The sequence below is a fragment of the Snodgrassella alvi genome (assembly GCF_002777425.1).
Lineage (GTDB): Bacteria > Pseudomonadota > Gammaproteobacteria > Burkholderiales > Neisseriaceae > Snodgrassella > Snodgrassella alvi_B.
In genome coordinates this window covers 1-16,318 of record NZ_MDVC01000058.1, presented here as the reverse complement: position 1 = coordinate 16,318, position 16,318 = coordinate 1, and the positions used below count along the sequence as shown (strand labels likewise).

The 16,318-nt window shown below is 46.2% G+C and carries 10 protein-coding genes; 3 read left to right on the top strand and 7 right to left on the bottom strand.

Annotated features, from left to right (window positions below; all coding sequences use genetic code 11):
- Positions 1 to 96 precede the first annotated feature (96 nt).
- Positions 97 to 1,116, top strand: a complete 1,020-nt coding sequence (locus BGI33_RS05685) for a sulfate ABC transporter substrate-binding protein (RefSeq protein WP_100090336.1) — start codon at positions 97 to 99, stop codon at positions 1,114 to 1,116.
- A gap of 94 nt (positions 1,117 to 1,210) precedes the next feature.
- On the opposite strand, the gene cysI is transcribed toward BGI33_RS05685, so the two are convergent.
- A complete protein-coding gene (gene cysI, locus BGI33_RS05680) occupies positions 1,211 to 2,980 on the bottom strand; it encodes an assimilatory sulfite reductase (NADPH) hemoprotein subunit (protein WP_100090335.1) in 1,770 nt (589 codons plus the stop codon).
- 165 nt (positions 2,981 to 3,145) lie between these two features.
- Here cysI and BGI33_RS05675 point away from each other — a divergent pair, with 165 nt between their 5' ends.
- Positions 3,146 to 3,355 carry a DUF1653 domain-containing protein gene (locus tag BGI33_RS05675; protein ID WP_100090334.1) on the top strand — a complete coding sequence of 70 codons (210 nt, stop codon included), beginning with the start codon at positions 3,146 to 3,148 and terminating at the stop codon, positions 3,353 to 3,355.
- A gap of 134 nt (positions 3,356 to 3,489) precedes the next feature.
- Here the strand turns inward: BGI33_RS05675 and mnmE are convergent, their stop codons facing one another.
- Positions 3,490 to 4,866: a tRNA uridine-5-carboxymethylaminomethyl(34) synthesis GTPase MnmE gene (gene mnmE, locus BGI33_RS05670; RefSeq protein ID WP_100090333.1), complete on the bottom strand. Its 1,377-nt coding sequence runs from the start codon at positions 4,864 to 4,866 to the stop codon at positions 3,490 to 3,492.
- Between the two features lie 75 nt (positions 4,867 to 4,941).
- Positions 4,942 to 5,268 carry an FKBP-type peptidyl-prolyl cis-trans isomerase gene (locus BGI33_RS05665; RefSeq protein ID WP_100090332.1) on the bottom strand — a complete coding sequence of 109 codons (327 nt, stop codon included), beginning with the start codon at positions 5,266 to 5,268 and terminating at the stop codon, positions 4,942 to 4,944.
- Between the two features lie 103 nt (positions 5,269 to 5,371).
- Here BGI33_RS05665 and BGI33_RS05660 point away from each other — a divergent pair, with 103 nt between their 5' ends.
- Positions 5,372 to 6,307, top strand: a complete 936-nt coding sequence (locus BGI33_RS05660) for a D-2-hydroxyacid dehydrogenase (protein WP_100090331.1) — start codon at positions 5,372 to 5,374, stop codon at positions 6,305 to 6,307.
- Positions 6,308 to 6,313: 6 nt separating this feature from the next.
- Here the strand turns inward: BGI33_RS05660 and BGI33_RS05655 are convergent, their stop codons facing one another.
- The 4 genes from BGI33_RS05655 to BGI33_RS05640 all read right to left on the bottom strand — a co-directional run bounded on the left by BGI33_RS05655 (position 6,314) and on the right by BGI33_RS05640 (position 15,808).
- Positions 6,314 to 7,489: a DUF2827 domain-containing protein gene (locus BGI33_RS05655; RefSeq protein WP_100090330.1), complete on the bottom strand. Its 1,176-nt coding sequence runs from the start codon at positions 7,487 to 7,489 to the stop codon at positions 6,314 to 6,316.
- 77 nt (positions 7,490 to 7,566) lie between these two features.
- On the bottom strand, positions 7,567 to 8,697 hold the full coding sequence (locus BGI33_RS05650) for a DUF2827 domain-containing protein (RefSeq protein ID WP_100090329.1): 1,131 nt from the start codon (positions 8,695 to 8,697) through the stop codon (positions 7,567 to 7,569).
- A gap of 3 nt (positions 8,698 to 8,700) precedes the next feature.
- Positions 8,701 to 9,846, bottom strand: a complete 1,146-nt coding sequence (locus BGI33_RS05645) for a DUF2827 domain-containing protein (RefSeq protein ID WP_100090328.1) — start codon at positions 9,844 to 9,846, stop codon at positions 8,701 to 8,703.
- A 97-nt stretch (positions 9,847 to 9,943) separates the two neighbouring features.
- Positions 9,944 to 15,808: an ESPR-type extended signal peptide-containing protein gene (locus BGI33_RS05640; RefSeq protein ID WP_100090327.1), complete on the bottom strand. Its 5,865-nt coding sequence runs from the start codon at positions 15,806 to 15,808 to the stop codon at positions 9,944 to 9,946.
- Positions 15,809 to 16,318 lie beyond the last annotated feature (510 nt).

The following is a 16,318-nucleotide window of genomic DNA, read 5'->3' as shown; positions in this document are numbered from 1 at the left end:
CTTGCTTTTGGTTATAAATAAACAAAAAAACAGTATTTCCGTCCTCACGCCCGCATTGCTACATTAAAACATCCATTTATAAACAAAACTTCTGGCATGAACAAATTCCGCCACTATGGCCTGTTGGTGACAATATTGATAGGCTTAACAGCATGCGATAGCAATAACAACAGCAAAACAACCCTGCTTAATGCTTCTTACGATGCCACTCGTGAACTGTACCAGCACTACAATACTGATTTTCAGCAATACTGGTATCAGCAAACTGGCCAGAAAATTCATATCCGCCAGTCTAATGGCGGCTCCGGCAAGCAGGCTATCGCCGTACAGAATGGCCTGAAAGCTGATGTCGTGACGCTGGCACTGGCCGGCGACATCAACGCCCTGAACCATGGCAAAAAAGCGTTACTGCAACCAGACTGGCAGCAGCGTTTACCTTATAACAGCACGCCCTATACATCTACCATTGTCTTTCTGGTGCGCAAGGGTAATCCCAAACATATCCATGACTGGAGCGACCTGATACAGAATAATGTCCAGATCATCACCCCTAACCCGAAAACATCCGGCGGGGCACGCTGGAATTTTCTGGCCGCATGGGCATGGGCCAAACACCAGCCAGATGGTAACGATGCCAGTGCACAGGCATTTTTACGCGCTCTGCTCCAGCATGTGCCCATGATGGATACCGGCGCACGTGCCGCAACCATTACCTTCACCCACCGTCAACTGGGCGATGTATTACTGGCATGGGAAAATGAAGCCAGACTGGCACTCAAACAGGCACCAGACGAATTTGAAATCATCACCCCGTCCCTCTCTATCCTGTGTGAACCTCCGGTAGCAGTAGTTGACAGCAATGTGACTACTCCGGACAAGCGCAGGCTGGCCAACGCCTATCTGCAACATTTGTACAGTGACAGCGCACAGCGGCTGATTGCGCAAAGCTATTTCCGGCCGGTTAATCCGAAAATCATGGCAGAATACCGCCATCAGTTTCCTCGTCTGCAACTGATTAGCATTGATAAAGAATTTGGCGGCTGGACAGCAGCACAACAACGTTTTTTCAGCGATGGCGGCATATTTGACCAGATTTATGCCAGCCCGAAGCCATAAATCAGAAACATAAATATTAAAATAGTCTGAACCCGTCATCAGGTATTCAGACTATTTAATTCGAACACAGTAACGTATCCGTCAGACTCATTCCTCACACTGGCACTTTGTCTGCATCCCAGAAATCCACCGCTGCATCCACTACCGGTTTGACAATACCGACACGAATGGCAAAATCGCCAAAATCTTCAGCTGCATTACGTTCCTGTGCCCAGCGGGCAATCCACTGCTGTAAGATAACCAGCACCTCATCAACCGTAATATTCTCGCGGAACAAGCGCGGAATACGCGTGCCGGCACGATTACCACCAACATACAGATTGTAGCGGCCAATGGCCTTACCAATCAGCCCAATCTCGGCCAGCAATGCACGGCCGCAATTATTTGGGCAGCCTGTAACGCGCAGGATAATATGTTCCTGTGCCAGACCATATTGCGCCATCAGCGCATCAACCTGATCGATAAAGCCAGACAAAAAGCGTTCAGATTCTGCCATTGCCAGCGGGCAGGTTGGAAAAGCAACACAGGCCATGCTGTTTTTGCGCTGCTCTGTAATCCCATCATCAATCAGCCTGAATTGACGTGCAATCCGTTCAACCTCATCCTTATCTTCAGGCTGCACACCGGCCACAATCACATTCTGATTGGCAGTCAGCCGGAAATCACCTTTATGAATTCTGGCCAGCTCACGCATACCCGTTTTCAGCGGCCGATCCGGATAGTCGAGCAAACGACCATTTTCAATAAACAAAGTCAGATGCCAGCGCCCGTCTTCACCGTGTACCCAGCCGATACGGTCGCCGCGCTCAGTTAATTCATAGGGGCGGCTGGCAGCGAATTTAAAGCCCTGCCGCCGCTCAACTTCCTCCTTAAATACATCCACCCCCACACGCTGCAACGTATAACGCGTGCGCGCGTTCTTGCGATCACTGCGGTTACCCCAGTCCCGCTGTGTTGTTACCACCGCTTCCGCACAGCGCAATACCTGCTCTACCGGAATAAAACCAAAATCTCTGGCTGTATTGGGAAACGTACGCTGATTACCATGTTCGATAGACAAACCACCACCCACCAGCACATTAAAACCAACCAGCCGGCCAGCTTCACCAATGGCCACAAAATTCAAATCATTGGCATGCAAATCCACATCATTCAGTGGCGGAATAACCAGCGCCGTTTTGAATTTGCGCGGCAAATAAGTTTTGCCATTAATCGGTTCCACTGCATCACCACTGACACCCTCAGACAGAGGCGCGGCCAGTTCCGAACTGAGTACCTTCTCCCCGTCCAGCCAGATATCAGCATAAGCATGTGTGCGCGGCAATAAGTGTTCGGAAATTCTGCGTGCCCATTCGTAGGCTTCCCGATGCAGACTGCTTTCAACCGGATTACTGGTACACAAAACATTACGGTTAATATCACCAGCCGTAGCAATCGAATCCAGCCCCAGTTGATGCAACCACTGATGCATCGGCTTGATATCATGTTTCAACACCCCGTGAAACTGGAAAGTCTGGCGCGTAGTCAGGCGAATACTGCCATACAGCGTATGTGCTGTAGCAAACTCATCTATTCCAAGCCACTGTTTTGGCGTAATAATTCCGCCAGGCAGACGACAGCGCATCATCACATTTTTCAACGGTTCCAGTCTGGCTGCCTGCCGCTGTGCACGCACATCGCGGTCATCCTGCTCATACATGCCATGAAAACGAATCAACTGGAAATCATCACCATTAAACCCACCGGTAATTCCATCATGTAAATCAGCAGCAATCTCGCCATACAGATAATTACTGTCACCTTTGAGCCGCTCATTGTCTGACAATGGCGCATCCGGCATTCTGGTACGTGGGTCATTATTCATGTTCTGTATTCCTTAATATGGCATCTTGTTATAATTCATTCAAAACATTGTATAATTAATCAGCAAGCAGCCAAAAGAATACCGAGTTGTAATCAAAGAGATTTTAGTTATATCACCCCGCCGTCAGAACACACCGGCGGCATTCACCCAAAGCAGGAAACACACATGCAACGTGGCATTTATCAGCATTACAAGGGCAAACTGTATCAGGTTATCGGAACAGCACGCCATAGCGAAACCGAAGAAGAACTGGTTATCTACCAGTGTCTGTATGGTGATTATTCAACATGGGTACGACCCAAAAGCATGTTTAACGAAGCCATAACCACCAATGGCCAGACCCAGCCAAGATTTGCCCTCCTACAACCGCTGTAACCTAACCAGTAATCCCCGCCCGCTTTATTATCACCATAGCAATTAAGCTATATCCAAAGCCGAAAAAAAGCACTAACTATCCACCAAAAGCGATAGTTAGTGCTGCTGTCAGACAATCATCTTCTGACAAAAGCTTATTTACCGATACAAAACCGGCTGAAAATCACCCCCAGTAAATCATCGGCACTGAATTCACCGGTAATTTCATTTAATGCATTTTGTGCCAGACGCAAATGTTCTGCAAATAGCTCAATCTGATTATCCTGACACAAACTGGCATTCACCAGCTCCTGCTGAGCCTGTTCAAGTGCCTGAATATGGCGTGTTCGTGCCAGAAACAGCCCTTCACTTTCTCCCTGCCAGCCCACTTGCTGCAACAGCGCCTGACGCAGCAAATCCAGACCACTACCCGTTCTGGCAGACAGAGCAATCACCTGCTCTGCATCCGTAAACGCCTGTAGCTGGCCGGTTTCACGTGAAACACTCGCAGCATCTTCACCTGTTAAATCAATTTTATTATGCACTTCAATCTTGTGTAAACCAGCTGGTAACTGTGCCAGAATCGCCGCAGTGGTGGCATTTATTCCTTCACGCTGGTCAACCAGTATCAACGCTACATCTGCCTGCTGTACTGCCTGCTGGCTGCGTTCAATACCGATACGTTCAACCACATCCTCCGTTTCACGCAAACCAGCCGTATCAATAATATGTACCGGTACCCCATCCAGCGTAATCTGCTCTCTTACCGTATCCCGCGTGGTACCAGCAATATCAGTGACAATCGCCACATCATCACCAGCCAGCGCATTGAGGAGGCTTGATTTACCCACATTTGGTGCCCCTACCAGCACCACATTCATGCCTTCACGCAGCAGCGCACCCTGTTGTGCATGTTGCAGCACTTTATCCAACTGGCTGCGCAACTGTAGCAGCTTGCCACTGGCATCCGCTGCCTGTAGAAAATCAATATCTTCCTCCGGAAAATCCAGCGTTGCTTCCACCAGCATGCGCAAAGTAATCAGCTCATCCACCAGCCGGTGAATTTCCTGCGAAAATGCCCCTTTCAGGCTGCGCACCGCCATGCGTGCTGCTGACTGACTGGAAGCATCAATCAAATCGGCCACACTTTCAGCCTGTGCCAGATCCAGCTTGTTATTTAGAAAAGCACGCTTGGTAAACTCACCCGGTTCAGCCAGCCGGGCGCCCAGTTGCAGGCAGCGTTGCAATAACATCTGCAACACCACCGGCCCGCCATGCCCCTGTAACTCAACCACATCTTCACCAGTAAAGCTGGCCGGTGCAGCAAAATACAGCAGCAAACCATTATCAATAACCGCACCCTGTTCATCAACAAAATCGGTGTACATCACCCTGCGTGGTACAGGCGTTTTGCCACCACTTAATTTTTGTGCCAGAGACAGTAGATTTTTACCGGATAAACGCACTACCCCCACTCCACCACGCCCGGGCGCAGTTGCAATCGCAGCAATAGTCGGATTATTCTCCATCATCAAAACCCCAGCTTATCAAAACAATTCAGGCAGCCTGAGACAGCTGCCTGAACAAAACCTGTATACAACTGCAAATCAATCATCAACCTGCAATAATTCCACATCAAAAATCAGCGTAGCATTAGGCGGAATCACCCCGCCAGCACCATCGCTACCATAAGCCATATGTGGCGGAATAGTCAGTTTACGTTTACCGCCCACTTTCATGCCGTCAAAACCTTCGTCCCAGCCAGCAATCACCATACCAGCACCCAGAGTAAATGTTAGCGGCTGCTGACGGGTAATACTGGAATCAAACACCATACCGTCTTCCAGCATACCAGTATAATGTACCGTGATTTCCTTACCTTTAATAGCTTCCCGGCCAGTACCTTGCTGCAAATCTTCAATCACTAGACCCATATTCATTCATCCTTGACTAATAAATTAGCGTACACTGTAACACAGACATTTAACCCATGCATGTTATTGTCCACAGCAATATTTTCATTTATCAGGAGACAACATGAATACTAGCGAAATTGTTTTTCTGGACCGTGCCACCCTACCCGAGTTCCCGTTCAACTTCGATTTTCCTCATCACATCACCAGCTACAACCATAGTAGTCCGGATGAAGTCGCTGCCCGAATCGCTCACGCCAACATCGTTGTATCCAACAAAGTACGTATTAATGCAAATGCCATCAGCAACAGTCCGCAACTGCAATTAATTGCCGTCCCTGCTACCGGTCTAGATCACATAGATCAGCAGGCCGCACAACAACACAACATAGCCATCCGCAATGTCCGTGGCTATGGCAACGATACTGTTGCCGAACATGCAATGATGCTGATTTTAGCATTAATGCGCCAGTTACCCGCCTACCAGCGCGATGTAGCGGCCGGATTATGGCAAAATAGCCCTTTTTTCTGCCACTTCGGCGCACCTATTCACGATCTGAATGGCAAAACACTGGGTATTTTCGGCAAAGGTGGTATCGGACAGGCACTGGCAACCCGGGCTCAGGCTTTCGGGATGCATATTCTCTGGGGTGAACACAAAAACGCCAGCAACTGCCGTCATGGCTACACACCATTTACCCAGCTCATACAGGAATCCGACGTCATATCCCTGCATTGCCCGCTGAATGAACAAACCCGTAATCTGATTGGTGAGGCAGAATTAAAAATGATGAAACCACAGGCCATACTGATTAATGTCGGGCGCGGTGGTCTGGTAGCAGAACAGGCTTTAGTAGCCGCATTGAAATATGGCCAGTTAGGCGGAGCAGGCGTAGATGTACTGAGCGAAGAACCACCCGTACATGGTAATCCATTACTGCGTGCTCAACTACCTAACCTGATTATTACCCCGCATATGGCATGGGGCAGCGAAGAAGCCATACAGCGTATCTGCACTATGCTGGAGGATAACATCAATACTTTTATGCGCAAAAAATAATAGCAATTAGCGCAATGGTCTGGCCACTACTTCTGTCAGCAAAGCAGAATAGCTGGCCACCAGATCGGGATTATTCGGCAGGAAACGGGCAATCTGCTGACGCTGGTCGTGCCTATATTGAGCTGCGTTATAAGCGTGATTGCTCATCGCTGCAAGCAACTGTTTGGCTCCCGCCTGCACATCATTGCCAGCGTAATAATAGCCCAGATCGGAAATCAGCTCGGCATTGTGAATCAGAGGATAGCCCTGCCAGCACACTTCCAGATAGAAGTAGTTAAGCGGATTTTCCCACTGATGTGAAATTACTGCGTCAGTATTGGTAGCCAGAAATGTCGGCGTATCATAACGACCCAGAAATACTGACTTGTGACCTTTCACGATATCCAGCTGATTCATCAGCGCAATGAATTCCATGCATTTCTGCGCCATTGGCAAAGTATTGCAAACCTGCAGGATATTAATGGCTTCAGGTGCACTGCGATATGCCACTTCAGCAATCAGAATCGGATACAGACAGAACTTCACTACATTGATATTCGGCTCCATTACTGACAAACGCCAGCCATTGCGCGGATCCGGCTCCTGCCATAAGCCCTGAAATGGCATGGCTGCGGTCTTCTGAAGCAGAAATACCGGGCTCCATACAAACGGCACCACACGTGCCTCATGCCGACGAAACACCTCAAAATACGCCCGACTGCAATTAGCAACCTGTGGAATCATCCAGATATCATCATAACGCTGGTTAATAAACAGATTAGCGCCACCCATATTGCGGGAAAACAAAATCGCTTCCATCATCTGAATATACTCAACACCACAGCAATAAGAAATCAGATGTACGCCTCTATCCTTGATATAGGCCGTCTGCGCAGCACTAATCTGTCCACCTAGCTCAATCAGTACATCAACCTGATCTTTGGCCTCAAAGAAACTTTTGGTTGGCCATATCTGCAAATCCCATGGAAAACTTGAGGTAATCGGTATATCAGTGGTGTTTACCAACACCACAGAGTCTACATTAGGGCAATTTTTCAGTGCTTCAGCAAGAAAAACAGCATTCTGTTTAATGCCATTATTCCACAGCGTTTCTTTAGGATGATTCAGACCAATGGTAATCCCAATACGCAAACGTGCTGGCGTATGGCTGGAAATTAAATCCGGATTATTAGATAAATTCATGATTTCAACAGAAATATATTATTGCAGACTGGCTTTATATATACCTGATACCAAGCAGTAAACTAAATCAGTGTAACCTAGGCTTTAAACAGGGATTCAAGTGCCTCAGTATAACAGCGGACATTACTTTCCGCTTCAGGATCCAGTGTTGCCAGAAAGACATTTGCCCGCTCACGGTAACTGGCCAGATTTTCATCATGCATCTTATATGCATCCACCAGTTTCTGCCCACCTTCTTCACAGTCAAAATCATGATAGCGATATCCGCAATCACCAATCAGGTGTGAATTGTGAATCAGCGGATAGCCACCATATAAAGCTTCATAATAAATATAATTCTGCGCATTTTCCCACTGATGACAAACAATTGCCTCACAATAACGGGATACCACCTGCCAGATCGGATAACGACCCTCAAACGAAGTCAAGCCATGCCGCACAATGTCCAGACTCTGGGCAAACAGATTGAAAGCATTTTGCTTTTTCAGATTCATGGTATTACAGGCGTAAATATGCTCGATAAAATCAGGATTGAGCCGATGTGCGTTTTCACATACCAGCATAGGCATATAACTAGTTTTCACCATACACATATTGGGTTCAAACATACCAATACGCCAGCGTCTGCGGCCAGGCTGATAGGCAAACTGTTCGCTTTCAGGCAGGTTTTCACAGGCGCGATCGAGAATAACCGGGCTCCATAAATGCGGCATAAGCCGTACCGGAGCACGAAATGTACTGGCGAAGTATGGCATACAGCTTTTTTCGTATTCAGGTAAGGTCCATACCTCATCATATGGTGCACCCGTAATCAGCAAGGCAGATGGCTTATCGAACAGCATACGTTCAATATCAATCACATAATCATTACCCACCCGCATGCTAACTACTTTACCACCTTTGGCCTTGAAATTTATCATCCATTCTCTGGCCAGCTGGGCGCTCATTTCAATCATGACATCCAGCTCATTCATGGCACTGGCCATATCAATCACCGGTACTGGCGAATCCTGCAGAAAGTTCATTGCATCCTGCATATCCCCATCGCCGGAACCAGCCACCAGCACCACATTACCCACAATCGGTGATTTCTGTAACAACATCGCCAGAAACAGGCAATTCTGAAAAATGCCGTTTTCCCACAGCGACTGTGCTCCTTTGCGCACATAAATCGAAACACCTACCCGAAGTGAAGACACCGACGACATGGGTTAACCTCTTAATAATTCTGGACGATCAGCACACAGATTAGATAACAGTTGTGCATGGGCAGCGATATTGGTTTCAGCCAGAGGCGCCGTAGCCTTAAACAATGCCTGCGCGGCCTGACGCTGACTACCCAGATTTTCCTCATGATACTGCCAGGCCTGAATCAATTGTTTGCCTGCTTCACGTGCATCAAAATCCGGATAATAATAGCCAGCACCAAATTCTTTTAACCATGGCGAATTGTGAATCAGCGGATAATCACCATACAGTGTATCCAGATACAGATAGTTCTGGTCATTACACCATTGATGCGAAACCACAGCATTGGCATGCTGCGCCATAAAACCGGCTATATCATGGCGACCATAAAAGCAGGCTTTGTGCTCCTTAACCAGATTCAGTGAATTGGCCAGATACAGCATCGTCATATGGTCTTTCATATGCAACGTATTGAGCACATGCATCATACCTACTGACTGCGGCTGCTGGCGATAAGCCTCATCACAGCCCAGCATCGGAATGGATGACGTTTTCACAACAGAAATATTGGGTTCGAAAATAGCTACATTCAAAGGTGTCTGAATACCATCATGCAAATTGCTGCGCCAGCCAAAATGGAAACCAAGCTCACCGATTTCCTGTTTGCGTCTGGATACAAATATCGGATCCCACAGATAGGGTGTAACATGTACCGGACGGCGGTACATTGTACGCAGTATGGGGATATAAGCCTTATCTTTTGGTAACAGCCACACCTCATCAGAACGGTCTACTGGCGGAAAATTGGTCGGTTTTTCAAATACATTATATTCCACCAATCCTACATAAGGCTGGCCAACACAATAATACACCACCTTTTTACCACGAGCCCGCTGTAAAGCCAGCCATTGTGGACTCAATGCACCTGCCAGCTCAATAATGACATCGAAAGCATCACCAGCTTCCTGCTCTGACATTAAGCGCAAATCAAACAAATTTAAATCAATCTGTTCGGCCATACCCGGCTGCCCGCCCACATTAATCAGATCAACCGATTTAACAAACGGGATAGCCTTCAGACTCTGAGCCAAAAATATAATATTCTGACCCATGCCATTCTCCCAGATATTCTGGTTGGCATGAGTGATAACAGAAATACCGATGCGCATACAAATCCGTATTATGAGTAAAAATGCTATTACTAATAAACAAATAAGACTTCTGGCTTCACAGTGGAAGACCAGAAGTCTGCTCAGTCAGAATTTTTTACCACTTAAAGCCAAGTGCTGAGTTAACAGCTACCTCCTTACCAGTAGTGGAAACACCTGCGCCCCATGTAACCTTACCGTTTTTACTTGCCGCCTTATAGTTTACACCAACGGCACCATAGCTGCGATATGCACCCACACCGAGACCCACAGTCTGTTCACCAGAGTTCAGGGATGGCAGATAAGCACCGGATAAAGCCATGGCCATTGCCGTACCTGAATAGGCACGACGCTCAACATGGTGAATATTATCACTTAGCTGGTTAACATATTCATTTACCTTGCCAATCTGATTATCCACAGCTTTAAGCTGAGCCACATTCACAGCATCCGTGTCCAGACTACCCGCAGCAACACCGGTTATCTGACGGTATTGTCTACTATCTTCATCACCCACAGATACCGCACCATAATCCTTACTCCGCGTGGCTACGATAGCGTTTCTCTGCTCCTCGGTTGCCGTTTCCGGTATATAACCTACTATTCCGGCTTCCCTGCTCGCTACTGAGCCCGCTCCCAGAGCAACACCTCCAGCCACCGTTACCTGTGCACCGTTGCCCAACGCTATACCTTTGTCTGCCACTTTATTTGCTGAAGCTGAAGCACCTATCGCAATGGCCGAATTACTAGCGGCAACCGCTCCACCACCTACTGCTATCGAATCATCACCCGATGCAATTGCTGCTATTCCGTTCGGGGAGTTGACTTTCGCATACTTCGTACCATAATCCTGTATCTTTTGCAGTGCATCAGGCACATTAGTTACTTTCTCTATACTACCATCCGGCTTATGAATATCATATCCATTCAAATTAACGCCTGTAGACGGATCGTACGAAGCACCCAGACCTGATGCTATAGAGGCAATCTGGTTGCCAAGTGCAGTTGACAAACTAGTCAGAGCGTCTTGGGAGGAAATCTGGTTGCTAATTGCGAAAGCGTCTTGTGAAATACCGCCGCCTGTAGATAATTTACTTACTGTCGTAGACAGACTATCCAGTCCGTTTTTCACAGTCAACAACTGACCATAATTGATTGCATCGGTATCATTCTGGGCATCAGCCACATTGGTAATCCGCTGTGCTTTACCAGCATAGCTGGCATCATAAGCTCCCAGAGAGCTCTTCCACTGCAATACATTTTTCTGCAGGCTAGAAATATCTACCTGCAGGTTAGAAATACTGCTACTAATCCCACCTGTTTGCAGCATATTGTTTATCGAAGACAAACTGTTTGAAGTAGCGGTAGACAAACTGGCCAGATCACTTTTCACAGTAAACAACTGTCCGCCTGTTACTGCATCATGCGAATGCTCACTAATATCGCCATTGGCCACATTAACAATCTTGCCTGGTTCAGAAGCACGAGTGAGGCTGCCTGGTTTGCTGGCATCAAATGCGCCTTCACCTCCATTATACTCACTATTCCATCTCAGGTTGTTCAGGCTATCCTCTTTCAGTTTAGCCACACTGTCGTGCATTTCCACATAACCGGTAGACAGACTGTCTATGCGGGTGTTGGTGTTGCTCACCAGCTTGTCCAGTCTATCATTTGTTGTACTCAGGCTATCTGACAGACCTGAGTAGCCGCTAGACAGAGAGTTAGAGATGTTACCGATTTCAGTAGTCACTGCCGTTGAAACTACTGTCGACAAACTGCTCAGACCGGATGAAGTAGAGCTGGACAGACTTGAAAGCTGGCTGAAATTAACCGCATCGGTATCGTTCTGGCCGGCAGCCACATTGGTAATCCGCTGTGCCACAACTTCACCATTAATATTATGGCTGGCATCATAAGCTTTCAGTGAATCGTTCCACTGCATTGCATTCTGCTGTAATACCGTCAGATTCTGAGTAGTACTATCCAGACTGGTCGACAGACTGCTCAGACTAGATGAGGTTGCCGTTGACAGGCTGTGCATCTGCATACCGTTGATGGCATCAGTTGAAGTTTCACTGATTGTGCCATTGGCAATACCGGTTAGTTGCTGAGATTTGCCTCCACGGGTTGCATCAAAGACACCTTCAGTACCATTGGTACTGTTCCATTGCAATGCATTCTTCTGCAATGCAGTCACATCGCGATCAATTACGCCTAGCTTGTCAGAGATAGCACTCAGACTACCAGCAATAGCGCTGGACAGGCTGCCCGACTGGTTTTCGGTAAGGTTCTCCAGACTGGTCGACAGGCTGCTCAAACCTGTTGCGGTGGAGCTGGACAAGCTAAAGAGCTGGCTGCCGTTAATGGCATCAGTAGAATCTTTAGCCACAGCACCAGCGCGGACATGGGTAATAAGCTGAGCCTTACCGCCATGGCTGGCATCATACATGCCCGTACCATCAGGATTAGCCTTCCATTGCAGTGCATTGTCCTGCAAGTTGGATATATCGTTGCTGATACTACCCAATTTTGCTGCTGTAGTTTCAGACAGACTTGTCAGTTTGGTATTGGTTTGTTGCAATGAATTGGTTAAGTTAGCTATGCTTTCATTGGATATGGTACTCAGAGAGTTGGTTAAACTGCTCGCCTCGGCGGCTACTTTGTCACCCAGATTACTGATGGCTGTATTGGTGTTATACAACTGATTACCTGTTACTGCATCTTTTGACCCTTTGTCCACCCTACCATCAGCAACATTAGTAATTTTCTGATTTCCATCACCACCGTGTCTGGCACTGAATGCTTTAGCACTCTCATCCCATTGCAATGCATTCTGCTGTAGCGCAGGAATCTTGTTGTTCATTTCGTTCAGGCGCGCATCTGTCTTAGCAGACAAATCATCCAGACTTGGAACAGAAGCGTTTTGCAATACATTAGAGAGATTGCCCAGCTCGGATGTAGTTGCCTGTGCAAAATCAGAGATTCTGTCAACGAATGCAGTAGAGAGCGAAGTTATCTGGCTATTCGTACTGTATAGCTGTGCACCAATTACGGCATCTGAGGAATTTTGCGCTGTACTTCCTTCTGCCACATTAGTAATGCGCCCTTTATTGCCATTAACATCGCTGGCATCATAGGCTTTGCCCTTCCATTGCAATGCATTTTGTTTTAATGCCGTTATATTCTCGTTGGCGGTTTTGAGGCCTGAATCAATGGCAGTTGTGTGTTTGTTAATCTCTTCTATAGATAAACCATTTAGACCATTACTCACTTTCTGTATTTCTGAAACAGTAGAAAGCGAGAACGAATAAATCTGGCCAACATTTATCGCATCAGTTGAACCTGACACCACACGGCCATCGGCCACATTGGTAATTCTCTGTTTTCCATCACTACCATGATTGGCACTGTATGCCTTAACTGTGTTATCCCACTGTAAAGCATCACTCTGCAAAGCACCAATACCTGTACCAACGCCATTTACAAGATTAGCCCCACTTTTCAGGGTATCCTCAGAGTATTGGGTCAACTGTGAAGCAAAATTAGACAGACCAGCATCAGTTGAAGTTGTTAATGCGTTCACAGAATTATTTGTAGAATATAACTGTGCGCCAGTAACAGCATCGCTTGAAGCACTTCCCAACGTAGCGTTTGCAACACCAGTAATTTTCTGATCTATTTTATCCCGCTGAGCATTGAAACTGTCGCCTGCAAGCTGCAACACTTGTTTCGGTAATTCAGTAATACCGTTCTTCATCTCACCAGCAGTACTCAGAGCAGATGTTGTAAGCGCATCTACACTGGTACTTATTGATGTACTCAGTTCATAGTACTGGCCACCGGTTACTGCATCAGTTGATGCCAAACTGGAAATATCACCAGCCTCGACATTAATAATTTTCTGATTTCCATCATCACCGTGTTCGGCACTGAATGCTTTATCACCCTCATCCCATTGCAAAGCATCCGTTTTCAAGGCAGAAACTTTTTTTTCGGCCACATCCAGGCTAGTCGATATTTGCTTCGGATCGTAGTTAACTGTAGTAGACAGCGAATTGGACAAATCAGTAAAACTGCTAGCAAAAGAACTGGACAGACTGCTAATATTGCTATTAGTGGTATATAGCTGCCCGCCATTCACCATATCGGTAGAATCAGCAGAAAGATTTGCGGAAGCCGCCACATTGATTATTTTATTCGTGCTTTCGCCGCCTGCCCTGCTAGCATTATAAACACCATCCTGATACAGCAAAGCATCCTGTTGGAACGGAGTAATGCTTTCAGATATTACTCTCTCTTGGTTAGATATAGCAGTATTTAAGTCTGTTAATTGAGGATTGGCCTTTGCTGAAACAGCATCAATCTTTGCACCAAGCTTATTTGCATCAACGTGTATTGAAGTGGAAACACTACCAATAGCAGTAAGAGTATTATCAATGTTGACCGACACATTATTCACACGGTTTGCAACAGATGAAGCCAGTTTCTTTAACTGGGCAACATTGGCTGCATCAGTAGCCTCTGTACCAGCCGCAACATCCGTTATCTGGCGTGTAATACCCTCCTCTACGTTTCCTACAGCTACCGCACCGGCGGTATTGGCAAGCGAACCTGCACCCAGAGCAACCGCACCAGCAGCTGTGGCCTGAGCCTCAGTGCCCACAGCAATCGCATTAGTGGCACTGACAGAGGTATGATTACCCAATGCCAGCCCATAGGATGCACTGACACTGGCATTATTACCAATTATGGTTGCGTAGTTGGCGGTAGAGGTTGTTCCAGCAATACCCACTGTATTGCGGTTACCAATAATGTGTGCATTATCAATAGCGTTGTTGATGGTATTTTTGTTACCAAATATAGCGGTATTGTTAGCTGTAATAAATTCGCCGGAACCAGCATTACTATTACCCAGAGACAGAGTATAGTTGCCGCTGATACGGGTATTGTCTATAGCCCGATCTTTCACTTCACTGTTATCTTGATTGTATGTGGTGGCTGTTGCAGAATTGCCTATAGCAATTGATTGCACACCTGAAACCTCATTATCGGAACCAATGCTGATGCTTTGCTTACCAGTGGCTTTATTGTTATTACCGATGGCTACAGCAGAATCTACTGACCCCTGCCCAGCCTGAGATTGCACCCCAACCGCTACAGTACCGTCAGCAGCAGCTTTTGCCTGCAAGCCAAGAGCTACGCTTCCTACCCCGTCAGAGGTGGCTACAGAACCTAAAGCGACAGCGGATACACCTGTAGCCTGTGAAACAACACCGATGGCATTGGAAGCACGTCCGCTAGCCAGCGCAGCTATACCAAAAGCCTGCGCACCGCCGGCTGTACTGGTAGCATTGGTACCAAAAGCAAGACTATGATTACCTGTTGCATATGACCGGCAGCCAAGAGCAAACGAATTAATACCATAGGCCTTTGCTGGCTTATTGGAATCCCCGCCTGTGAGCGCACCTTGATAGCCTGAATTACCAGTAGTAATCTCTCTCGCCTCCCACTCTTCTGGTGCCTCTGTTTTACCATATGGGTGATATTCTTTCTTTCCAGAAACAAATTTGTAATTTGTTGCAAAACGCCAATATTCATCTATCGGATCCAAGCCAGAGCTGGAACTAAGTCCGGAACGGTATTTAATATTATCTGCACCGCAAACATTATTATCTCCAGTCATACTAATTGCATTAATACTTGCATACCTAGTACCGCCATTTGATGTATTACTACCAATCAATCGATCCGCATGTATACCTGCCCGACCGGCAGCATAAACATTCGGAATGGCCAACGCCATATTCACAACCGAGGCAAGCAGCCCCATCTTAAAGGCATTAATGCCAAATTTACCTAATAGCGATGACTTTACAGTCTGGCCAGAAACAGTATTTGCTTTGGTTTTATTCTTAGCCAATTCGGAAGCAGCCACCCAAGTGTGAGTGGATTCATTCCATATCGCACGATATATTTTATTCAATTGGTTTACTCCTAAATTTTGTAAATCATGCGTTTATCAAAAATTATTTCAATAACTTAAAAATACGTTACGATTCTAAGTTAAACTATTAAGTAATATAACATAAATATTTGTATAAATGTGGTTAAACAACCACTGCTGCTTGACTGCCCTATTTATCACTTAATCCAATTTACAATAATTTTTGTTATATCAAACAAAAAGTTATATAAAACTCAGACTTGAAATTACTTATCTATACAAACAATACATTATTTGTTTATCTATTATTAGATGTATTATAAAAGCGACAATATGCTGAATAATTTAACTTCTGTATACTGTGTGGTTACCACTGGCAGTCAGTGTATTTAGCGAATAAGTAATCGTTAACATCACTTACACTGATTCTCAAGCAAACTATTTTTATTTATCTGTCCCAGCCATAAAATTAATATATGTTAAGTCTGCGGATATGACAAGAATCTAACATTGAAATTGCACTTTGTTTAATAAATCAGATTACCTGTA

Coding starts and splice junctions, on each gene's coding strand:
- BGI33_RS05685 (WP_100090336.1), top strand. CDS start 97: ATGAACAAATTCCGCCACTATGGCCTGTTGGTGACAATATTGATAGGC.
- cysI (WP_100090335.1), bottom strand. CDS start 2,980: ATGAATAATGACCCACGTACCAGAATGCCGGATGCGCCATTGTCAGAC.
- BGI33_RS05675 (WP_100090334.1), top strand. CDS start 3,146: ATGCAACGTGGCATTTATCAGCATTACAAGGGCAAACTGTATCAGGTT.
- mnmE (WP_100090333.1), bottom strand. CDS start 4,866: ATGATGGAGAATAATCCGACTATTGCTGCGATTGCAACTGCGCCCGGG.
- BGI33_RS05665 (WP_100090332.1), bottom strand. CDS start 5,268: ATGGGTCTAGTGATTGAAGATTTGCAGCAAGGTACTGGCCGGGAAGCT.
- BGI33_RS05660 (WP_100090331.1), top strand. CDS start 5,372: ATGAATACTAGCGAAATTGTTTTTCTGGACCGTGCCACCCTACCCGAG.
- BGI33_RS05655 (WP_100090330.1), bottom strand. CDS start 7,489: ATGAATTTATCTAATAATCCGGATTTAATTTCCAGCCATACGCCAGCA.
- BGI33_RS05650 (WP_100090329.1), bottom strand. CDS start 8,697: ATGTCGTCGGTGTCTTCACTTCGGGTAGGTGTTTCGATTTATGTGCGC.
- BGI33_RS05645 (WP_100090328.1), bottom strand. CDS start 9,846: ATGCGCATCGGTATTTCTGTTATCACTCATGCCAACCAGAATATCTGG.